The organism is Aestuariivirga sp. (assembly GCF_041738905.1).
Taxonomy (GTDB): Bacteria; Pseudomonadota; Alphaproteobacteria; order Rhizobiales; family Aestuariivirgaceae; genus Aestuariivirga.
The window spans coordinates 24,900-45,804 of record NZ_JBGSOZ010000151.1 but is presented as its reverse complement, the minus strand read 5'-3'; the positions used below and the strand labels follow the sequence as shown (position 1 = coordinate 45,804).

Sequence of the window (20,905 nt, the reverse complement as noted above, 5' to 3'; positions counted from 1 at the left end):
CACACCCACCGCTACCTTCCAATCCAAGCGGAATCAATGCGCCCGGCTACGAAGCTGTTGGCCGACCCTGGCAGCGCCCATTACTGAACAACGCCAACCGCCCGAACCGGCGCAGGTATCCCCTGCTGAAACTGGCAACTATCGTGCGGGCGGCGGACACGGCCCGGCTCGACCTATCTCCTGAGGCACCAGGGCTTCTTGCCGCCTCAATGGGCTTGTCGCGCATGTTCAGCGAGGACCTGCCCCAGCTCGAGGCCGGAATGCTGATCTACGATGCCTTCTACCGCTGGTGCCGTGACGCCACGGACGAGACCCATAACTGGCCCACCAGCAAGGTGAAGTCGTGACAGCATCTTTCCGTGATTCCGTGAAGGTCTGGGCACGGATTGGCTGCCTGTCGTTCGGTGGACCGGCGGGGCAAATCGCGCTCATGCACCGCGAGTTCGTCGATGAACGTCAATGGCTCACGGAGAATGAATAGCTGTCTGCTCTCAACTTCTGCATGCTGCTCCCCGGTCCGGAGGCAATGCAGCTCGTCACCTACTCCGGCTGGCGATTGCACGGCGTGGAAGGCGGTCTGGCGGCGGGCCTGCTGTTCGTCCTGCCAGGCGCGCTCGTCGTACTTGTCTTGTCTATGCTCTGTGCCGCCTTTGGGAGGCCTCCGGTCGTAGACGCCATCTTCCACGGCATCAAGGCAGCCATCCTCGCGATCGTCATTGAAGCACTGCTGTGCGTCGCAAAACGCGCTCTCAAGAAGCGAGTTGACTGGTGGATTGCCGCACTCGCGTTTACAGCGCTCTACTGCTTCACCGTGCCGTTCCCGATCATCATCATCGCCGCTGCAGCCTGCCCCCGACGGCACCGCCAGCGAGTAGTTCAAGCAGACAACAGCAGCTCGAAACGCTAGCCTGCCTGAGGTTGACGAGAGAACACATCCGTCGTTCCGTCGCGACGCACCAGCAGCACCTCATAGGGGTTAGAGGGGTCTGGCTCACCCATGCCGGGAGATCCCGTTGGCATGCCCGGCACGGTGAGACCAATTGCATCGGGACGGTCGCGCAGGAGTTGGTTGATGTCACGGACTGGCACATGACCCTCGATGACATAACCGTCGATCATGGCCGTATGGCAGGAATAGAGTTCAGGCCTCAATCCGGCCGCCATCTTCTTAAGGACCAGGTCTGCCATCGGCAGGTTGGTCACGGTCGCCGTGTAGCCCTCCGCTTCCAGATGCTTGACCCAGGCAACGCAGCAACCGCATCCATTGGTGGACATTACCTCGAGGCGCCGTGCCCCGGCTTCCGCGGTACGGTTCATAAACAGAAGGAGCGGTAACAGAAGAGTTGTTCTGCGCGAGAGGATCATGGGGTCAGGCTCCTGTTAACATCTTCAATTTGCGCAAGGCCGTATCATCCGGCTCATGCTGGTCGAGCGTGCCCTGGAAGGCTCCTCCCTTCTTGAAGAGAAAGACGCCCGCCGTGTGGTTCATGGTATAATCACTGCCGGTGCCGGATTTCTCGTAGAAGAGCCTGTACGCCTTTGCGAAGGCCTTCAGCTGTTCGGGCGTGCCGGTCATGCCGGTGAAGTCACCTTCGAAAGCCTCCAGGTAGGACTTGAGGACTTGTGGCGTGTCACGCTCGGGATCGACCGAAACGAGGACGACGCGAACCTTGTCCGCATCGCCGCCAAGCTGTTCCAGGAGGTTCGACAGCCGCAGCAATGTCGTCGGACAAACGTCAGGGCAGTGCGTGAACCCTGCGAACAGCGCAACCGCCGTCTGATCGAGGTCCTGCTGAGTGATGACTTGCCCGTCCTAATCCATCATTGTAAAGGCTCCCCCGATCTCAATGGCGGGGCCTTCCATCCGCCCGGTCTCGAGATAAACAACAATGGCGACACCGGCGCACAACGCCAGTACGGCAGCTACTCCATGTATCCAGAACCGGCGAACCATACTCAGTGCTTCAGGTGCTGTTCGGCGGGATCAAAGGCACCCAGCGGAACCACCGGAACCTCGAAGTCCAGCGAGCCTGCGTCCCGGAACACCATCTTGACCGGCAGCAGGCTGCCAACCTTCATGTCCGCGGATACACCCGTCATCATGATGTGCATGCCGCCCGGGCGCATCACCACTTCCCCGTGGCTCGGGAGGTTCACCCCTGCGGGCAGCGGCTCCATCCTGGCAACATCGTTTTCAACGATGGTCACCTGAACTGCGGTCGATTTTGCAACGGGGCTGTCGACAGCGAGCAACAGATCGTCCTGGCCGGACTTGTTGTGAACGGTGAGATAGACGGCACCCGTTCGTGCTCCGCCCGGAGCCAACCGGGCCCAGGCCTGCTCGACCACGATATCTCCAAGCTTCCACGGACCGCCCGTCTCTGCTGTCAGGACGTTGCCTGTACCCGCAAGAAGAGCGAAGGCAGTGATTGCGGCAGCGCGCAGCAAGGCCAAACTCATGATTGCTTCCTTGGTGGTCATCAGCGCCAACGAAGCAGGCGTAGCGCATTCAGAGTGACGAGCACCGTGGCACCGGTGTCAGCGAGAATGGCGATCCACAGGCCGGTGAGGCCGACGATCGTGGTGACGAGGAACAACACCTTGAAGCCAAGTGAAACCGCCACGTTCTGACGAATGACGGCCGTGGTCTGGCGCGACAGCCGCACGAGGCCCGCGACATCGGAGATGCGATTGTTCAGGACGGCGGCATCTGCAGCCTCGAGTGCAACGTCAGTGCCCGATCCCATGGCGATCCCCACCGTGGCGGCGGCAAGTGCCGGTGCGTCGTTGACGCCGTCGCCAACCTTGGCGATGCCGCCTGCCGCACTCTTCTCGCGGATGACGGCGAGCTTGTCTTCCGGCAGAAGCTCCGCCCTGACCTCCATGCCGAGGATCCTGCCCACGGCTTCCGCATTGGCGCGGTTGTCGCCTGTCAGCATGATCGGGATCAGACCCAGCGCCTTCACCGCGCGCACACCGGCGATGGCGTCCTCGCGCAGCTCGTCGCGGAGTGCGATCAGTCCGATGGGCTGATCGCCCGCAAGCAGCACGGAGACGCTCTTTCCCTCGGCTTCGAGTTCGGACGCCCGCGCGAGCACATCCTTGCGCGTGACGTTGAGCCTGCCGCGCGCGCCGATGGTGATGGTCCGGCCATCGACCTCACCCTTCAGACCCTTGCCGGGAAGGACTTCGGAGTCGACCGCCGTGAAGGCGATGTTCTTCTCCTTCGCGGCCGCCACGATGGCCACCGCCAGCGGGTGCGATGAATGGGACTCGACGGCGGCAGCAATACGCAGCACGTCACCGTCCTGAGTCCCGCCCAGCGCAACAACGTCGGTGACCACGGGCTTGCCCGCCGTCAGCGTGCCGGTCTTGTCGAAGGCGATGTGCTTCACCTTGCCGATGGCCTCCAGTACGCCGCCACCCTTGACGAGGAGTCCGCGCCGCGCGCCAGCCGCAAGCGCCGACGCTATGGAGGCAGGTGTCGAGATCACCAGCGCGCACGGACAGGCGATCAGCAGCAGCGTCAGCGCGGGATAGATCCACACGTCCCAAGGCGCATGCCAGAGGAGCGGCGGAACGAGCGCCACGGCCAGCGCCAGAACACAGATCATCGGCATGTACCAGCGGGCAAAGCGTTCTATGAAGCGTTCGGAGGGTGCCTTGGCGTCCGCCGCCTCCTCCACGAGGCGGACGACGCGAGCGATCAGCGTGTCGCCCGCCGGCTTGTCCACCCGCACGCGCAGTACGGATTCGGCATTGATGGAGCCGGCCAGCACCATGTCGCCCTCGCCGCGGGACCGCGGCATGGACTCGCCGGTAAGAGCGGATTCGTCCAGCGCGGAATTGCCCGAAACGATGACGCCGTCTGCCGGCACGCGGTCGCCCGGCCGCACCACGACGATGCTGCCGAGGGCGAGTTGCGCCACGGGCGTTTCGACGAGGCCGGACGGCGTTTCCACCATGGCGGTCTGCGGCGCGATTTTCGCCAGTGCACGAATGCCGGAGCGCGCCCGGCCCGCCGCGACCCCTTCGAGCAACTCGCCCACTGCAAACAGGAACACGACGATCGCTGCCTCCTCCGTGGCGCCGATGGCAATGGCGCCTATGACGGCGATGGTCATCAGCATCTCGATGGTGAACAGCGACCCGTTGCGCAGCGCCATGAAGGCGCGCCTGGCGACCGGGGCAGTGCCAACTAGTGCGGCGGCGAGGAAGGCATATTTCGAGCCATAGGGAAGGATGTAGTGATCGAGATAGGCCAGAGCAGTCATGGCGCCAGTGATGATGACCAACACGCCCTTGGAGGACCGCCACCACGGGCCATCGATGGCCTCGCCGTGATCGGAATGCCCGGCTTCGGAACTGGGCTCGTCGTGAGCATTCCCGGAGTGGTCATGGCCTGAGTGGGCAACGGCGTTCGCGGATTGCGGCGGTGCAACGGCGGTGGCCTGCCGGGCGACCTTGTAGCCCAGTGAGGTCACAGCCTTCTCCACAGCCTCGCTCCTGGCCGCATCGGCCATTTCGACCGTGAGGGTCTCCGATTGCAGGCCGACCTTGGCGGTCTCGACGCCCGCGATACGCTTGACGGCCGTCTCGATCTTGCTGACGCAGGAGGGGCAATCCATGCCCTGCACGCGGAAGCGGGCCGTCGTTGTCATATGTCGATCCTATTCAAACAGGAACTTCCGCTTGCGCTTCGCAGGCGGCATATCTTCAGCTACGAACGGCGATCGGCCTTGCAGGACGACGACCTCCGTTCCCACCGGAACGCGTTCATAAAGGTCCGCGACATCGGCATTGATCATGCGAATGCATCCTGACGAAACTGCCTTGCCTATGGACGACGGGACAAACGTTCCATGGATGCGATATAGTGTATCGACATTGCCCTGATACAGATAAAGTGCTCTTGCGCCGAGCGGGTTTTTCGGGCCGCCGGGCATGCCGTTCGCCCACTGGGCTGCGAACTCATCGCGCGCCACCATGGCAGCAGGCGGTGTCCATGTCGGCCACTTGGCCTTGCGCTTGATCACAGCAGCGCCCGACCACGAGAAGCCTTGCCGCCCGACGCCGATGCCATAGCGGATTGCCCTGCCACCTGGTTGAACGAGATACAGGAACTTGTTGCGCGTATCGACAACGATGGTGCCCACCGGGTAGTCACTCAGAAATCGCACGGTCCGCTTGCGATATTTGGGCGGAACCTTCTGAATCTCGGCGCGGAAAATCGGGAACTTCTCCGCCACTGCTTCCGAAACGCCCAATGATGCCGTGGCAATTGCGGCCAGCGCGCCGGTCAATAATTCTCTTCGCTTCATCTTCAAATTCCGAATTGTTGGTTTCGTTGGCGCTCTACTGGCCAATGGCCTTGTCCAAGGCGATCTTGACCGACGCCATGTCCTCGTGTGCATCTATGAACTGGCCATTGATGAAGATCGCTGGCGTTCCCTTGATGGCGAAGTCCTTTGCAGCTTTCTTTGACGATTCAACGATGGCCTTGGCAAGTTCCTCACGCTTCACGCAAGCTTCAAACCCCGCTTGGTCCATGCCTGGCAACTGCATGACCTTGAACAGTTCGTCGGCTGGGTTCTTGGCCTGCGCCCATGTTTTCTGCTTCTGGAACATGAGATCGAGTGTCGCGAAATACTTGTCCTCGGAGATGCATCGGGTAAGCATAAAGGCGCCAAGCGCCAGTTGATCCAGCGGGAATTCCCGAAAGATGAAGCGGACCTTTCCGGTCTCGATGTACTCGGACTTGATTTGCGGCAGAACCATTTCGTGGAACTCGGCGCAATGCGGGCACGTCGCCGAGGCATACTCAATCATCACAACGGGAGCGTCAGCTTTGCCGAGCGAGCGATCTCCAAGTGGGGACGCAGCGTCCAGCAGACGCTTGGCGACCTCGGCGGCTTCCTCCTCCGCAAAGGAGCGTTGGCTGGCGAAACTGGCCCCCATCAGACCTGCTGCTCCCAGCGCAATAATGGATTGCCTTCGATTCATGGTATTCCGTTCCTGTCATATGACGGCGTTGTCTAGCCGCCGCCCTTTGAGCGTCGCTGATTCTTTGATACAATCTCCAGCCACTGGAGATTCAAGAGGAAATTCCATGGCTGGCATGGCTATCGGTAAACTCGCCGTGATCGCGGCCACAAAGGTTCAAACCATCCGCTATTACGAGGAGATCGGTCTGATCCGGCCTTTTGCACGCTCCGAGGGTGGCCACCGGCTCTATGGTCCGGAGGACGCGCGTCGCCTCAAGTTCATCCGTCACGCCCGCGAACTCGGCTTCGGCATTGAAGAAATCCGGGAATTGCTGCATTTGTCGGACAATCCGGACACGAGTTGCTCCGCCGCCGACATCATCGCCCGTTCGCATCTCGAACAAGTCGAGTTACGACTGAAGAAACTTCAGGCTCTTCGCAAAGAATTGAAACGCATGGTCGAAGAGTGCGGCCATGGCCGTGTGAGCCATTGCCGAGTCATCGAGGTGCTCAGCGACCACAAGCGTTGCGGCGGCGAGCACTGAACACCTCCCGATTTACAACTGTGGCATTACGTGTATCGGGCGAAGACTCGTTGCGATCCATTCCGAGCAAACTGGATTACGTCGTAAGCGTCTGCTTCTTCCGCAGCTTCCATTCCTGGTGAACCCACTGGCATTCCAGGCACAGCAAGACCAAGGGCGTCTGGCTTCTCGGCCAGTAGCCGCAGAATGTCCTTCGGCGGCACATGACCTTCGATGACATACCCGGCGATCAGAGCCGTATGGCATCCTGAAAGTTCGGCCGGAACGCCGAGTTTCTCCTTTCGGCCAGCCAGATCGTTGTCGTCCTCCATTGTGATTGCGAATCCTGCCTCCTTCATCAGGCCAGCCCATTTCTCACAGCAGCCACAACCGGGATTGCGATACGCCCTGACGGGAGGCAAGGCGTCTCCCGCGGCGCGTCCCACTGTTGGAAACAGACCGCCCGCCGCGATGGCAATGAGACTGCAGATTGAAGTACGGCGGTTCATGCCGAAGTTTTTCATAGTTATCCTCCTAAGTCTGGGTTGCAGGTCCAAGATGTGACGGATCGAGTTCGCGCTTCTTTCTCATTCGCATTCTTGCGCCCTCGACAAGCGCGAAGATGGCGGGAATGACGACTAAGGTCAGGACAGTCGATGACACCATGCCGCCGATCATCGGTACGGCGATGCGCTGCATGACTTCGGAGCCAGTTCCGCTGCTCCACAGAATAGGCAGCAACCCCGCCATGATAGCAGCGACCGTCATGATCTTGGGGCGCACGCGGTCAACCGCTCCTTCCATAACTGCTCCATGCAAGTCTGCTTTGGTGAATATTCGGCCTTGGGCATCCGCACGGTGCCGCCACTCTGCCAAAGCGTTCTGCAAATAGATCAACATGACAACCCCAGTTTCAGCCGCAACACCGGCGAGGGCGATGAAGCCGACTACTACGGCGACCGACATATTGAATCCCATCCACCACATCAGCCACAAGCCGCCGACGACCGAGAAAGGCAGTGACAACATAACGATGAGTGTCTCAGTCAGTTTGCGGAAGTTCAGGTAAAGCAGCAGGAAGATAATGAGCAATGTAACCGGCACGACGATCTGCAGTCGCTCCTTGGCCCGCTGCAGGTATTCGAACTGGCCACTCCATGTAATGAAATAGCCTTGCGGGAACTTGACGTTCTCCGAGACAGCGCGCTGAGCTTTGGCGACATATCCGCCAATGTCGCTGTCGCGGGTATCGACAAAGATATAGGCGGCAAGCTGGGCGTTCTCGGTGCGGATGGTCGACGGCCCCGTGGTGAGCTTGATGTCGGCGACCTCACCCAGCGGCACCGACACGCCATTGGACCCGCTGACCCGCACATTGCGCGCAATCGACTGGGGATCAGAGCGCAGGTCCCGCGGCAGCCGCAGGTTGACAGCATAGCGTTCACGTCCCTCGACGGCAGTGGTGATCGACTCCGCACCCAGTGCCATGGCGATGGTGTCCTGCACGTCCTGGACCATCATTCCGTAGCGGGCCAGCCGTTCGCGATCGGGCGTGATCTCGAGATAGTATCCGCCAATCACCCGCTCGGAGAAGGCGCTCGAGGTTTCCGGTAGGGCGCGCAGGGCCTTCTCAATCTCGCGGCCAAGTCTCTCGATCTCGTTCAAGTCGGGACCAAACACCTTGATGCCAACGGGCGTTCGAATGCCGGTGGAGAGCATGTCGATTCTCGCCTTGATCGGCATCGTCCAGGCATTCGACACGCCGGGAAACTGCAGAGACTTATCCATCTCGGCAATCAGCGAATCGGCGGTCATGCCTGGACGCCATTCTGATCTGGGCTTCAAATTGACGACTGTCTCGATCATCTCGGTTGGGGCGGGGTCGGTCGCGCTGTTGGCTCGTCCCGCTTTGCCGAAGACCGATGCTACTTCCGGGAAGGTCTTGATGATCTTGTTCTGGGTTTGCAACAGTTCGGCCGCTTTGGTAACGGAAAGTCCCGGTAAGGTCGTTGGCATATAAAGCAACGTACCCTCGTCAAGGTTGGGCATGAACTCGGAGCCGAGTTGCATGGCAGGCCAATAGCTCCCAGCCAGAACCCCAATGGCTACCACAACCGTAAAGATCTTTGCCTTCAGCACGCCCTTGATCACCGGGCGATAGAGCCAGATCAAAAATCGATTGAGTGGATTTCTGTGCTCGGCAACAATGCGCCCTCGGATGAACAGATACATCAGCGCGGGTACTAGCGTGATCGACAGTACCGCCGCTGCCGCCATGGCGAAAGACTTGGTGTAGGCCAGGGGCTTGAATAAGCGACCCTCCTGCGCTTCCAGAGCAAAAATCGGCAAGAACGACACGGTGATGACCAAAAGCCCGAAGAAGAGCGCCGGTCCGACTTCCTTCGCTGCTGCGACAATGATGTCGATGCGTGGTGTATCCGGCTTTGCCCGCTCCAAGTGTTTGTGAGCATTCTCAATCATGACGATTGCCGCATCCACCATGGCGCCAATGGCTATTGCGATACCACCAAGGCTCATGATGTTGGATGATAGCCCAAGCATGCGCATCAGCGCGAAGGCAATCAGGATACCAACAGGCAGCATGAGGATCGCCACCAGTGCGCTCCTGACGTGCAGCAGGAAGATCACGCAGACGGCGGCAACAATGAGGCTTTCCTCCAGCAGCGTGCTCTTCAGCGTCTCAATGGCACGATGGATGAGATCGGAGCGGTCATAAACCGTTTGCACTTCGGTGCCCTCTGGCAAACTGGCCCTTACGTCTTCAAGCCGGGCCTTGACGTTGTCGATCACTGACAGGGCATTCTCACCATAACGCTGGATGGCGATGCCGCCAACGGCTTCACCTTCGCCATTCAACTCGGTGATGCCGCGCCGCTCGTCGGGCGCGAACTCGACGCGGGCCACGTCGCGCAGCAGGACCGGCGTGCCACCCTCTGCCTTTAGGACGATCGTCTCAATGTCCTTTACATTGCGGAACAGGCCACGTCCGCGCACGGCATATTCCGTCTCGGAAATCTCGACCGTGCGGCCGCCGGTATCCATATTGCTGGCACGGATGGCATTGCGCACATCGTTCAATGAGATGCCAAAGCTCTGCATCTGGCGGGGATCGACGACCACACTGTATTGCTTGACGAAGCCGCCAACGCTTGCCACCTCGGCCACACCCTCGGCCTTGGCCAGAGCATAGCGCAGCTGCCAGTCTTGCGTAGTGCGGAGCTCGCCCAGATCGCGGCCTTTGCCCGTCAGGGCATATTGGTAGACCCAGCCGACCCCCGTGGCGTCTGGGCCCAGCGATGGGGTGACACCCTGCGGTAATTGTCTGGCTGCGGCGTTCAGGTATTCGAGCACCCGCGAGCGCGCCCAGTAAGGGTCCGTACCGTCCGCGAAGATGATGTAGATAAAGGACACGCCGAAGAACGAGAAGCCACGTACCACCTTGGACTTCGGTACGCTCAAAAGCGATGTGGTGAGCGGATAGGTAACCTGGTCCTCGACAACCTGCGGTGCCTGGCCCGCAAACTCGGTATAGACAATGACCTGCGTATCCGAGAGGTCAGGGATGGCATCGAGCGGCGTGGTCCTGACTGCATAGGCGCCTGCAAGCGCCAAAAACAGCGTGCCAATGATCACCAGCACCATGTTGCGGGCCGACCACTCAATGATTTTGCTAATCACGGCGCGGCTCCTTCCGGAGCCGAAAGCCCGGTCAGCGCAGCCTGCAGATTACTTTCGGCGTCGATCAGGAAATTGGCCCGCGTGACGACCTGCTCCCCTTCCTTCAGTCCTTCGAGAATTTCCACATACTCGGATCCTCGACGCCCAACGCGAACTTCCGTCGGCTTGAACTGGCCTTCGCCTACCTGGACAATGGCCACCTGCCGGCTGCCGCTGTCGATGATCGCTGATGCCGGTATTGCCAGTACCTTTGCGGATTGTCCGGCATCGATCTCAACATCTGCATACATGCGATGCAGCAGTTTGTGCTCCGGATTGGGCAACTCGATCCTGATTTGCGCTGTGCGGGTCTCGGCCTTCAGCTCAGGGAGAATGAAGGCGACTTTTCCGCGGAAGATGTCGCCCGGATAGGACCGCAGGGTGACTTGCGCGGGGTCGCCGATTTTGACCCGGCCAACGTCTGCCTCGGACACATCGGCAATCACCCATACTGTGGAGACATCTGCCAGCCTATAGAGTTCATCTCCCGGCATGGCGCGAGCCCCGGCAACAACCGTCTTGCTCATCAGCACGCCATCGACGGGTGAAGGCCAGTCCATCGAGAATGGAATGTCGCCTTTTGCCGGAATGGCAGCAATGAACTCTTCCGGAATGCCGAGATTGAGGAGCTTGCGCGCGCCTGCCTGCTTTTGGCCGCCGGCCACCGCAAGCCGGTAGTCGACCAACGCCTGGACAATTTGCGGGCTGTAGAAGCGAAACAGCGGCTCACCAGCCTTCACATGCTGGCCTGTTGCACCGGCATAAACTTTCTCGATAAATGCTTCGGCTCGCAGCGTGAGGGAACGTTCGCGGCGCTCATCGAGCTGGATCGAGCCCGGTGCATGGATTGGTTCCAATAATATCCGTCGCGCGACAGACTCGGTCCTGACGCCAGCGCGCTGCACCTTTTCGATGCTTACCTTGACAATGGAAGGGTCGCTCTGGTCCTCGTCCTCATAGACGACGATGTAGTCCATTCCCATCGAGTCTTTCTTGGGGACGGGGGATGTATCAGGCAAGCCCATCGGATTGCGGTAGAACTTGATCTTCCGATCCATTTTAGGCTCTGGGGCAGCAACGACCTCGTTGTCTCCTGACCCGAAACCCTTTTCCTCGCTAGCATAGACTGGTCCGTATGGTTGACCATCAACAGTGCTCTTGGGTGTCAGTGAGTAGTTCGGCTTTCCGGTCGGATCACGGTAGTAGATAACTTCGCGGGCTGGCTGAGGATGTCCGACAGTCCAAACAGCACCAGAGATTTCCGATGGGATCTTCACAAGGCCCATCTGGCCAGCCCACACCCCGGCTCCCGCTGCAGCCGAGATGACCGCGACGGTAACAACTGTTCTCAAGGCGCGTCTCACTTCGTGGCCTTGAGGACGAGCTTGTTCTCAAGAGTGCCTGTCTCGCCCTGGATCTTTGCAGCGAGCGAAAAAGCCCTGTTGCCTACCATAGTCAGATTGGTTTTGAACCGGTAAGTGCCAGGTTCTGTAGACGCTATGGCCTCTATAGAACTTTGCATGGTTTCCATGCCATCTGGACCCATATCGATTCTCTGAGCAAAGATCACAGCATCGGGAACTGCGTCGCCAGATGGTTTGCGGACGAGCTTGACGACAACTTCGGCCTCACCTTGTTTCAACTCATTGGTCACGAGTTGAAACTCGTAGTCTTTGATATCGGCCGAGGCCGTCACAGAATTGGTGAGAAGAACGGTGCCCAGAGCAGCCGCCTTCATGATGTAACGAAGCATGTTGATAATCTCCATAAGTCTGAGCCCTGCGCACGTCGCTCTGGCGCGCGCACATCAGCGCAGCATTGAATGCGGCGCTAAAATACCATCGGTGAAGCTTAGACGATCGGAGGCCGGATTAAGGGAGGAATGAGCATGCCAGCCGGAGCAGTCGCTGACGAGAAGGCAAAACTTTCCGTCGCGCCCACTACGCTGCGGTACGCGATGGCTGCAGGGGCCGGCAGCGAGTTTACAAAGACAATGAGACAGCTAGTCAGATTTGGGCATTTCGTATCTCCGCAGTCAGCACATGCAGCGGCCTGCTTCTGACAGCCTTCTGCCCCTACATCTGACATCGTCATGGACGGCATGCTCATGTCTGACTTCGGCGCAAATGCATCGGCTGAGACGAGTGGTACAGACAACACACTTCCCAGCATGGCAAGAACGCCAAGAATACAGCAACAATAACGTAGCCAGGTCGTTCTCATAAGCCTTTCTTGCCATATCTGAGATCGTACATCAATCGTGGGTATGGTCCGCTCTGTGTCACATCTTCGTGCGGTATTCGCCGACACATGCACAGTAGAACGAGTTGAAGTAGTTGGATGGAGGCTGGGGAGTTCGAGGGTTTGAGAGTGCTCAAATACGAATCCAGCGCTTGACACGGCTGTGATCTGGCCGATCAGGAGAAAGCCAAGGCTCTCGGCTTCTTTGGAATTCTCACGGTTGGGATGCACCATCAGGTACACCACTTGATGATCGCGCGCGGTGGCAATCCGCGCCACTGAATGATCTGCTCGAATGCGCCTACTTCAAGGACACAAGCACGGCCCCGGCCGCAATGAAGGCAACACCGAGCCAGTTCGGCCAAGATAGATGCTTTCCGAGGAAGATCGTTGCAAAGATCACCACCAGGACTACACTCAGCTTGTCGATGGGCGCCACCCGCGCTGCGTCTCCGATTTTGAGGGCGCGGAAGTAGCACAGGCACGAGGCTCCCGTGGCGGAACCCGAAGGTACCGGGAAGAGATAGGGCCGGCTGGATACGGTCGATGGCGATTGCCATTGCCCGGTGATCGCCAGCAACCCGGCCACCACGAACAGGATAACGATGGTGCGAATGAAGGTGGCAAAATCGGAATTGATATTCTCAATGCCGACCTTGGCAAACATCGCCGTCAGGCGGCCCTCGCAGAATAGCGGGCACGAACGATGACCAGCCCGGCGAGTGCTACGGCCGTAATAGCCGCCCCGGCATAGAAGGTGGCCGCCGGGCCGTAAGCGTCCCAAAGGCCGCCTGCAATGAGGCTGGCAAAGAGCATGGCAATGCCACCTGCAAAGTTGAACACGCCAAAGGCGGTGCCACGCAGTTCAGGCGGTGCGGTATCAGCCACGAGGGTGGCGAGGAGTCCCTGGGTGAGCCCCATATGCAGCCCCCAGAACACGACGCCGAGCAGTGCCATCGGAATCGTGTTGCCCCAGGCCAGGATGAGGTCAGCGACGATCAACAGGACAATGCCCGCCATCAGCACGACATAGCGGCCAAACCTGTCCGACAGCACTCCGGCCGGATAGGCAGAGAGCGCATAGACGATGTTCATGACCACCATGAAGGCCGGGATGAAGGCAATCGGGAACCCGACATTCTGGGCACGGAGCACCAGAAAGGCCTCGGAGAACCGGGCCAGCGTCAGCACCGAGGCGACGGCCACGACGGCCCAAAATGCCCCCTTGAGTTTTTTCGCGTCCGCAAAGCGCAGCGGGGGCTTCTTTACGCCCTCTTCATGCTTTGCGGGCTCCTCGACACCGAACACCATCAGACCGAAGGCGATGAAAGCCGGGACAACAGCAATCCAGAACACGAGCTGGAAATTGTCGCCGCTGGCAGCCATGAGCCCGATGGCAGCCAGCGGACCGAGGAATGCCCCGACTGTATCGAGAGACTGCCGGAGGCCGAAGCTCGCACCGCGCAGTTCAGGCGGTGCAATGTCGGCCACCAGTGCATCACGCGGCGCACCCCTTATGCCTTTGCCGATACGGTCGATGAATCGTGCCGCCACCAGCCAACTCACCGAAGTGGCCAGCGGGAATATCGGCTTGGTAAAGGCAGCAAGCCCATAACCGATGGCAGCCAGCAGCTTGCGTTTGCCGAGCCAGTCCGACAGCGCACCTGAAAAGATTTTGGTAATGCTGGCGGTTGCTTCGGCGATGCCTTCAATGAGTCCCACCGTCAGTGCGGAGGTGCCGAGCACCACCACGAGATAGATGGGCAGCAACGCATGGATCATCTCGGATGAGATGTCCATAAACATGCTCACAAAGCCGAGGGCCCAGACTCCGCGAGGGATTCTCGCCAGCTGCGATACCGAGGGTTTGGACGTTGCCATGACATCACCTTTCCGTTCAACTGTTCAGGCAACGTCAGGTCTGCATGACGAGTGTGAAGGCACAGACACACTCCCACCACGACAGAGCCAGAGCGGCCCTTTTGCAGCAGGAGCTATCAGCCTTGCGGCGGTTATCGGGGAGCCCCATCCCCATCACAAAGACAGAAGCCTAGCTCAGCGGGGCAGAGCCGTCAAAGGTTCGCAGCGTGTTCAATAAGCGCCAATGAGCTTGAATCCGGCAACGATGAGCACCAGCCCGAGAGCCTTCAATACCCCCTGTTGAGCGAGTTTGCTGATGCCGAGGGTTGTTCCAATGACAGCGCCGAGCAGCACAGCCGCTGCGAAGAGCGGTAGGTCAGGAGGCAGTGACTTCACTGACGCGATATTGCCAAGCAGGCCCGCCACCGAATTGCAGAGAATGAACACCGCCGCCACACCCGAGGCCGTGCGCGTCTCTGACCACGCTAAGAACAGCAGGAGCGGTGAGAGGAAGATACCGCCGCCCGTTCCCGTCAGCCCCGAGAGCAGGCCAATGACCGCCCCGGCCAACACCGCGAGCCACAGCGGAGGGTCAGAAGATTCCCGGTTGCTGCGGAGTTCCGAGGGCCACAGCAGCCGCACAGCGGCAATCAGGAGTACGACACCGACAAGCGGCCGATAAAATTCGCCGGGGAGCTGGATATAGCCGCCGAGGAACGCCATCGGCAGCGCACCGACGAGGAAGGGCCAGAGTGTGCGAAAGCGGAAGAGGCCCGCCTTGATAAACCGGAACGACGTGAAGCTGGCGACCAGGATATTCAGGACAAGGGCCGTGGGCCTCATGACCACTGCCGGAACACTGAACAGCGCCATCATGGCAATATACGCCGACGCCCCGGCATGACCGACCGAGGTGTAAAGCACCGCACCCAGAAACATGCACAGGGCGAGCAGGAGTTCAGCGTTTAAAGAGAGCAGCATGAGTACCGGTTTATACACACTGCGTTATAGCTGACCAGATATGACGTCATGCTGCATATGTCTTACAATCGGCCTCGGCGTTCTTTGGCTTAACCCCTTTCCCAAACGACATGTCACGGCTAGAGCTTGTGAACCCGAGCCGTTGACACGTTAGAACCACCAGAAGAGACTTTGCAACAATGTATGCCTTCATGATTTACGCTGCTGCCGCAATTGCCGAAATTACTGGGTGCTTCGCCTTCTGGGCCTGGATGAACCACGGTAAGTCCCCGCTCTGGCTGTTGCCCGGCATTGTCCTGCTGGTTGCCTTTGCCTGGTTGCTGACGCTCGCCCCGACAGAGAATGCCGGTCGAGCCTATGCGGTTTACGGCGGCATCTACATCGCAGCCAGCATTGGCTGGCTTTGGGCTGTTGATGGCATCAAGCCTGACCGATGGGATCTGATCGGTTCGTTGGTGTGCATTGTCGGTGCGGGAATCATCCTCTGGGGGCCGCGCACCGCCTAGATCGATGATTTGAACCCGTCGGACACATCACCACAGCGAGTTCACTGCATCCAGATTCGGCCGGCTCCGGCATCTTGAATTCAGTTGCTGTCGGGTTTGGATTCCCCGAACGCAACTTCGACGTCTTCTCCGGTGATTCTAGCTCCTGGTACACCCGGCTGGTTCAGGTTCTGCTCTTCGGTACCATCTCCCATCATTCCGGGGTGCGGCGGTTCTGAAACAGCGGCGGCCGATGCCCGCGCGGCTGCAATGTCAGGAGCAGCAACTTGCCTCGGAGGCTTCGTCGTTTTGGGTATCTTGGCGAGTGCGATTTTCTTCGGCGGTGCGGCCTTTTTGGCGGGGGTGCGGCTGACAGCCTTTTTGGCAAGGGTACGGTTGGCAACCTTCCTGGCAGAGGGCTTTGACTTTTTTGAAGAGACCTTAATTGACGGCTTCTCGGCCTTCGCCTTGACTTTCTTCGCAGGCACTTTCTTTGCGGATGTGCGTTTGGATGCGGCGGCGGATACTTTCTTCGCCACTGTCTTCCGGGCTGCTGACTTTACAGGCTTCTTGGCCACTCCTTTCGCTTTGGAAGCTTTCTTCACCGCCTTGGCCGCTACAGTCTTGCGTTTGGAAATCGCCTTGCGAGTTGGCTTCTGTGCCATCCGAGACTCCTGCCGCGTGAATATCTGATCTAAAAGGCTATCACATATCGGCTGAGTCGGTACCGTGCTTTGTGGATGCCTGAGGTCAGCACCTTCAAGAGAACAATTTACCTGTTCGATGCCCTCAGGGACGAGGCCAGAAAATGAGCCTGCCTCGAGAAGTTGGATCAAGTTTGCTCTGTATTGCAGCGTGCGGACAAGCTTCCTGCAACTATCTCGTCCATCTGCATAGCCGCGCGCCCACCTCATTGTGGGCCGCAATCTGCTCCTTGGTCTGCCGCGTCAGCACATCCTTTCGTGACGGCTTGATAGGCTGTGCCCAGTCACAATCACTGCGGGTGAGTGGGTCAGTCGCGCATCCAGCGATCGAGACGGCAATCAAGAGCAGCATCGCTGTCAGTTTGCACGTCATGTCGGATCTCCTTTGATTGCTTCATGGCCTTTTCGCGTGCTGCGTGACGTTTTTCCTCCCACGCTGCCTTTCCGGCGGCACGGCCCTTGAGCCACACGACGGTGAGTGTGGCAACGAATGTGCCTGCCAGTGACAGCCAGCGTCCGAGGGGCGAGAGTAGCCAGGAGAACATCATGCGCCCTGCTCCAGCAGACGCTGGCGGCGCCAGACCCAGATGGCCAGTGCTGCTGCAATAGTGATGAGCGCTGCAATAAACGCTGGTCGTCCCAGTGACTCCACCAGGACGGGCAAGATACCGACACCTTCCCTGATCAGTGGCATGGCCTCACTGGCGGCTGCGATTGCACCGGCGCCGCCCGCAAGGATGGCGGCATTGGCCTCTTTCGACTGTGTGACGGGCTTCGGCGGCAACGGCAAATCGGGTACAACGCGCGCCTGCTGGGCATCTACCATCTTGGGCAGCCCACGCCACAGTGCCGCTTCAGCGCGGCGACGGCGAACAAGACCGGGAAGTTCCTTAGCCATTGGCAGTGGCGAGTTCATTGCTGGTATCTGCAAGATCGCCGTGATCCACCACTGACGGCGTGTAACCTGCCGCATGCAGCGTCACCCGCACACCAATGTTTCCTCGGTGCCACCAATACGCCGCTCGAACTCGTAGCGGCTTCTCAGGCGGCCGACCGCAAACAGGCGGGTTTCTGCCGGGTTGAGCTTCAGCGTCACTTCGCCAGATGCCGGTGATGGCATTTCCAAAGCGCCATCAGCCGTCTTCTTGCGGATCGTCGACATTGCTGTCTCGGCAATGAAGACGAGCTCGGACCCGGTCACCTGCTGCTCGTAGGCCGAGCCTCGTTCCGAGAACGGGATCAGCGACAGCGTGCCGTCCCGGCTCTCGATCATCACGGTGCGCGCCCGCACGCCACGGGGGCTGAAGAGATTCGAGCCCGAGAGCAGTGCCGGCTTGAAGGGGATGTTCTCGAGCGCGCGAGTGAGTTCGATGATGGTGAAGGCATCGCCTTCGAAGATGTCCATTGTGGCCATGGGAATGCCTCCGGTTCAGGGATTGCTGTGAGGGGTAGTGACGGGCAGGATCAGCGGACGAGGATGCCGACGGCGAGCAGAGCAGCATGCGCCGCGGCGATTTCTGGTCCGGACGGAGTGCCTGCGAAGACGAGGTCGTGGCGATTGACGATTGCCGGGCCGCGGACGACAGCAAGGGCGGCTGCATCCCCGCCCGACGCATCGGCCTTGCCCCAGAGCACGGCGACGGCCGTCTGGGTGCCGTTGGTGGCTGCAGGATTGTGTGCGGCATACTTGCCACCGACCGTGATCTTGCCGAGCACGGTGCCGGCCTCGAGCGTGCCGGACGCGATGGTGACGGTTTCGCGGGTATAGTCGCGGAACGCTTCCCAGACGAGGAAGTGGCCAGCGTGCTTGCCTTCGACGAGTGTGGTCATGGGGTCATCCTTTCAGTTTGAAGGTGCGGGCGACAATTTCGCCCCAGGGGCGGGCGGCTGACTTGCGGCCGGGTTGCGGGTGGTGCGGCGTGATCTCGGGCTCGGCGTCTGACTTCGCGGCCAGAAGTGCAGCGCGAACCTCGTCGAGGCTTGCGTTCTGCTCGAGGAAGCGGCCCGCCATCTGCGGCTGACGGGCGAGGCGGCAGAGATCGATGACGGCACGGGCATGTGCGATGGTCTCCGCTCGGATTGCCGCGGCATCGGCCGGTGCCCCACTCGCGGGTGCGGGCATGTTGGCGTGCTTGACATGCCCCTCGGCAGAGCCGGGTTGTTCATCGGCGCTGGCATCATCAGCAATGTCATCCGGTTCGAGGCCACTGACGACCGGGTCGCCCTCCAAACCGTTCCCTTCCGGAACGGTTTCCGGCGTGTCGGGCTCCGCCGCCTCGATCAGCGCAGGGGGTGCATTGCGGAAGCGGGCGATGTCGAAGCGCGCGGCAATGCGCACGGGCTCGGCGATGCGGGTGGCAAGTCCTGCGTCCAGTGCTTCCTTCGCGTCGAACCAGGTCTCGGCCGCCATCAACGCGGCAATATTTTGCGGGTCGCGGCCGGACTTCGAGGCGTAGCCCTGCACCAGGCTGCCCTTCACCTTGTCGAGCGCATCAGCCATAGCGCGCATGTCATCCGCCGTGCCCATCACGAGGCCGGCCGGATCGTGGATCATCAGGAAGGCGTTCTCAGGCATGACAATCTCGTCGCCCGCCATCGCCACGTAGGAGGCAGCCGAGGCGGCGATGCCATCGATCCAGACCGTGACTGGGCCTTCATGGCGCTTGATCGCGTTATAGATCGCCACAGCATCAAAGACCGACCCACTCGGGCTGTTCAGCCTGAGATCGATGGGCGTTCCCTCGGGCAGCGCGCCAAGCTCGGCGAGGAAGCCTTTCGCCGAGACGCCATGGGCGCCGATCTCGTCATAGATCGCCACTTCCGCACCCGTTGCGCGGGCGCGGATCGTGTACCAGCTGTTCATGGAATTACTCCTGTTCGGTAGCGGGATCGGTCGTCCCGGTGCCGTTGTTATCGCTCGTGCCATCGCCGGGATCGGGCCGGGTTGCAGGGGTTGCCCGCGCACCCTGCGTCGTGCCGGGGCCGGTGCGATAACCAAGGCCCAGATCGGCGGCACGCTTCATGTCCGTGGCGTTCTCGCGGTCCACTTCCTCGATGTCGTAGCCTGTGGCTTCGACCACCTTGCGCCGTGAGGTGATGCCTGCCTCCATCGCCAGTACCTGTGCCTGGATGTCCTTCAAGGGATCGACCCAGTCCCAACGCGGTGGAATCCACTGAACTGCGCGCGCGGTCACCGCATCATCAAGCTCGATCGCGCCCGCCAGCAATGCCGTTTCCATCCAGCGCGCCCAGATCGGGCGGCAGAGCTGATGTGCCATGACGCCGTATTGGAGCTGCTGCATGCGGCGGCGGAATTCGACGAGCTCGGCGCGCAAGCTCGAATAATTTGCCTGCCGCACGTCCCCCGTCACCAGGTGATAGGGCAATCCCAGCGAAGCCGAGACGGCGAGCAGTGTGCGGTACTGGAAGGCCTCGTAACCACCGCCCACGTCGGCAGGGCTCGAGAACTTCACGTCCTCCCCCGGTAGCAGCACCTGCATGGTGCCGGGCTCAAGGCTGGCAATGGCAGTGCCCTCAGGGTCGGCATGCGTCTCGCCCATCATGGATTCTTCCGGTGCGGTCTTGGTAATGAAGCCTGCGAACATCGCTGCGGTCTTCTTGCGGTCGAGCTCGGCATCGTCGTACTGATCGAGCAGGAACAACCGCACCATGGCGGGCGCCACATGCGGCAAGCCACGGATCTGGCCGGCGTCGATCGGCCGGTAAATGTGCAACACGTTGGCAGCCGGCACACGCACTGTCTCAGGGATCACCATCCCCTGGTCGGTGCTGTCGCCGGGATGTCGTCTGCGGAAATGATAGGCCACGCGCCGGCCGATGGCGTCAAACTCGATGCCGCAGCGGATGCGGTTGCCGTTTGATCCCGTCTCCATCTTGTCGAAGGGCAGCATCTCCGATTGCAGGAGCTGCAGTTGCAGCGGCACCAGCAATCCATCCTCCGCCCGGCGCGGGCGCAGCCGGACGAAACATTCGCCCGCCACGAACATCTCGCGCGCCACCATTGCCTGCAGGCCGTAGAAATCGGTCAGCCCGTCGGCATCCGCCTCGTCGGTCCAGGCGAGCCAGAGCCGCTGGATGCGATCGCGGAGTTCCGCATTTGCCGTCAGCGACGACGGCTTGATGCCATCGCCGACAAGGTTCGCCGCGAAAGCCTCGCAGGCATTTGCGGCATAGCCATTGGTGACGACCAGTTCGCGCGCGCGTGCCAGAAGCCGCGGGCCGCCCGAGGCCACCAGCGTGTTGATGTTCTCGAGCGGCGGGTTCCATCCCCGTAATCGCCGCTTCGCCATGGCCCCTTCGAGACGAGCACGCATGGCAGCCGGGCCGCCGGCCCCACGGCGGCGGAACAGATCGAACAGGCCCATGGC

General features: G+C 60.4%; 22 protein-coding genes, 2 pseudogenes and 1 riboswitch. Of the genes and pseudogenes, 4 read left to right on the top strand and 20 right to left on the bottom strand.

Annotated features, from left to right (window positions below; translation table 11 throughout):
* Positions 1-119: 119 nt before the first annotated feature.
* Both ACEW8Q_RS14115 and ACEW8Q_RS14110 read left to right on the top strand, forming a co-directional pair.
* Positions 120-347 (top strand): annotated as a pseudogene (locus ACEW8Q_RS14115) (chromate resistance protein ChrB domain-containing protein); the annotation flags it as partial.
* Positions 344-907 (top strand): annotated as a pseudogene (locus tag ACEW8Q_RS14110) (chromate transporter). The pseudogenes ACEW8Q_RS14115 and ACEW8Q_RS14110, both read left to right, overlap by 4 nt.
* Here the strand turns inward: ACEW8Q_RS14110 and ACEW8Q_RS14105 are convergent.
* From ACEW8Q_RS14105 to ACEW8Q_RS14080, 6 genes are all read right to left on the bottom strand, one after another.
* Positions 904-1,365 carry a DUF411 domain-containing protein gene (locus ACEW8Q_RS14105; RefSeq protein ID WP_373504689.1) on the bottom strand — a complete coding sequence of 154 codons (462 nt, stop codon included), beginning with the start codon at positions 1,363-1,365 and terminating at the stop codon, positions 904-906. The pseudogene ACEW8Q_RS14110 and the gene ACEW8Q_RS14105 overlap by 4 nt on opposite strands.
* A gap of 4 nt (positions 1,366-1,369) precedes the next feature.
* On the bottom strand, positions 1,370-1,801 hold the full coding sequence (locus ACEW8Q_RS14100) for an SCO family protein (protein ID WP_373504716.1): 432 nt from the start codon (positions 1,799-1,801) through the stop codon (positions 1,370-1,372).
* Positions 1,802-1,956: 155 nt separating this feature from the next.
* Positions 1,957-2,460, bottom strand: coding sequence for a copper chaperone PCu(A)C (locus tag ACEW8Q_RS14095; protein WP_373504688.1), 504 nt, complete (start codon positions 2,458-2,460; stop codon positions 1,957-1,959).
* A 20-nt stretch (positions 2,461-2,480) separates the two neighbouring features.
* Positions 2,481-4,661 (bottom strand): heavy metal translocating P-type ATPase, encoded by a 2,181-nt coding sequence (locus tag ACEW8Q_RS14090; RefSeq protein ID WP_373504687.1) that lies wholly within the window; start codon positions 4,659-4,661, stop codon positions 2,481-2,483.
* A 9-nt stretch (positions 4,662-4,670) separates the two neighbouring features.
* A complete protein-coding gene (locus tag ACEW8Q_RS14085) occupies positions 4,671-5,327 on the bottom strand; it encodes a L,D-transpeptidase (RefSeq protein ID WP_373504686.1) in 657 nt (218 codons plus the stop codon).
* Positions 5,328-5,355: 28 nt separating this feature from the next.
* Positions 5,356-6,003, bottom strand: a complete 648-nt coding sequence (locus ACEW8Q_RS14080; RefSeq protein ID WP_373504685.1) for a DsbA family protein — start codon at positions 6,001-6,003, stop codon at positions 5,356-5,358.
* Positions 6,004-6,109: 106 nt separating this feature from the next.
* Between ACEW8Q_RS14080 and ACEW8Q_RS14075 the strand changes: the two genes are divergently transcribed.
* Positions 6,110-6,529: a helix-turn-helix domain-containing protein gene (locus ACEW8Q_RS14075; protein ID WP_373504715.1), complete on the top strand. Its 420-nt coding sequence runs from the start codon at positions 6,110-6,112 to the stop codon at positions 6,527-6,529.
* Positions 6,530-6,555: 26 nt separating this feature from the next.
* Here the strand turns inward: ACEW8Q_RS14075 and ACEW8Q_RS14070 are convergent, their stop codons facing one another.
* The 7 genes from ACEW8Q_RS14070 to ACEW8Q_RS14040 all read right to left on the bottom strand — a co-directional run bounded on the left by ACEW8Q_RS14070 (position 6,556) and on the right by ACEW8Q_RS14040 (position 15,346).
* Positions 6,556-7,032, bottom strand: a complete 477-nt coding sequence (locus tag ACEW8Q_RS14070; protein ID WP_373504684.1) for a DUF411 domain-containing protein — start codon at positions 7,030-7,032, stop codon at positions 6,556-6,558.
* A gap of 10 nt (positions 7,033-7,042) precedes the next feature.
* Positions 7,043-10,207 carry an efflux RND transporter permease subunit gene (locus tag ACEW8Q_RS14065; RefSeq protein WP_373504683.1) on the bottom strand — a complete coding sequence of 1,055 codons (3,165 nt, stop codon included), beginning with the start codon at positions 10,205-10,207 and terminating at the stop codon, positions 7,043-7,045.
* On the bottom strand, positions 10,204-11,532 hold the full coding sequence (locus tag ACEW8Q_RS14060) for an efflux RND transporter periplasmic adaptor subunit (protein WP_373504682.1): 1,329 nt from the start codon (positions 11,530-11,532) through the stop codon (positions 10,204-10,206). Before ACEW8Q_RS14060 ends, ACEW8Q_RS14065 begins: the two co-directional genes overlap by 4 nt.
* A gap of 74 nt (positions 11,533-11,606) precedes the next feature.
* Positions 11,607-11,999 (bottom strand): FixH family protein, encoded by a 393-nt coding sequence (locus ACEW8Q_RS14055; protein WP_373504681.1) that lies wholly within the window; start codon positions 11,997-11,999, stop codon positions 11,607-11,609.
* Positions 12,000-12,788: 789 nt separating this feature from the next.
* Positions 12,789-13,163 carry an EamA family transporter gene (locus ACEW8Q_RS14050; protein WP_373504714.1) on the bottom strand — a complete coding sequence of 125 codons (375 nt, stop codon included), beginning with the start codon at positions 13,161-13,163 and terminating at the stop codon, positions 12,789-12,791.
* On the bottom strand, positions 13,160-14,368 hold the full coding sequence (locus ACEW8Q_RS14045; RefSeq protein ID WP_373504680.1) for an MFS transporter: 1,209 nt from the start codon (positions 14,366-14,368) through the stop codon (positions 13,160-13,162). The genes ACEW8Q_RS14050 and ACEW8Q_RS14045 overlap by 4 nt, the downstream gene beginning before the upstream one ends.
* A gap of 100 nt (positions 14,369-14,468) precedes the next feature.
* Positions 14,469-14,529: riboswitch (Fluoride riboswitch) on the bottom strand.
* A gap of 49 nt (positions 14,530-14,578) precedes the next feature.
* Positions 14,579-15,346, bottom strand: coding sequence for a sulfite exporter TauE/SafE family protein (locus ACEW8Q_RS14040; protein ID WP_373504679.1), 768 nt, complete (start codon positions 15,344-15,346; stop codon positions 14,579-14,581).
* 161 nt (positions 15,347-15,507) lie between these two features.
* On the opposite strand from ACEW8Q_RS14040, the gene ACEW8Q_RS14035 reads away from it, so the two are divergent.
* The gene (locus ACEW8Q_RS14035) at positions 15,508-15,834 is read left to right on the top strand and encodes a YnfA family protein (RefSeq protein ID WP_373504678.1); all 327 of its coding nucleotides are present in this window, start codon (positions 15,508-15,510) and stop codon (positions 15,832-15,834) included.
* Between the two features lie 80 nt (positions 15,835-15,914).
* Here ACEW8Q_RS14035 and ACEW8Q_RS14030 read toward each other — a convergent pair whose 3' ends face one another.
* The 7 genes from ACEW8Q_RS14030 to ACEW8Q_RS14000 form a co-directional block, all read right to left on the bottom strand.
* Positions 15,915-16,478 carry a hypothetical protein gene (locus ACEW8Q_RS14030; protein WP_373504677.1) on the bottom strand — a complete coding sequence of 188 codons (564 nt, stop codon included), beginning with the start codon at positions 16,476-16,478 and terminating at the stop codon, positions 15,915-15,917.
* 347 nt (positions 16,479-16,825) lie between these two features.
* On the bottom strand, positions 16,826-17,065 hold the full coding sequence (locus ACEW8Q_RS14025; protein ID WP_373504676.1) for a hypothetical protein: 240 nt from the start codon (positions 17,063-17,065) through the stop codon (positions 16,826-16,828).
* A complete protein-coding gene (locus tag ACEW8Q_RS14020) occupies positions 17,062-17,433 on the bottom strand; it encodes a hypothetical protein (protein WP_373504675.1) in 372 nt (123 codons plus the stop codon). Before ACEW8Q_RS14020 ends, ACEW8Q_RS14025 begins: the two co-directional genes overlap by 4 nt.
* Positions 17,434-17,496: 63 nt before the next feature.
* Positions 17,497-17,931 carry a major capsid protein gene (locus ACEW8Q_RS14015; protein WP_373504674.1) on the bottom strand — a complete coding sequence of 145 codons (435 nt, stop codon included), beginning with the start codon at positions 17,929-17,931 and terminating at the stop codon, positions 17,497-17,499.
* Positions 17,932-17,981: 50 nt separating this feature from the next.
* Positions 17,982-18,347, bottom strand: coding sequence for a head decoration protein (locus ACEW8Q_RS14010; RefSeq protein WP_373504673.1), 366 nt, complete (start codon positions 18,345-18,347; stop codon positions 17,982-17,984).
* A gap of 4 nt (positions 18,348-18,351) precedes the next feature.
* Positions 18,352-19,380: a head maturation protease, ClpP-related gene (locus ACEW8Q_RS14005; RefSeq protein WP_373504672.1), complete on the bottom strand. Its 1,029-nt coding sequence runs from the start codon at positions 19,378-19,380 to the stop codon at positions 18,352-18,354.
* A 4-nt stretch (positions 19,381-19,384) separates the two neighbouring features.
* Positions 19,385-20,902, bottom strand: a complete 1,518-nt coding sequence (locus ACEW8Q_RS14000; RefSeq protein WP_373504671.1) for a phage portal protein — start codon at positions 20,900-20,902, stop codon at positions 19,385-19,387.
* Between the last annotated feature and the right edge of the window lie 3 nt (positions 20,903-20,905).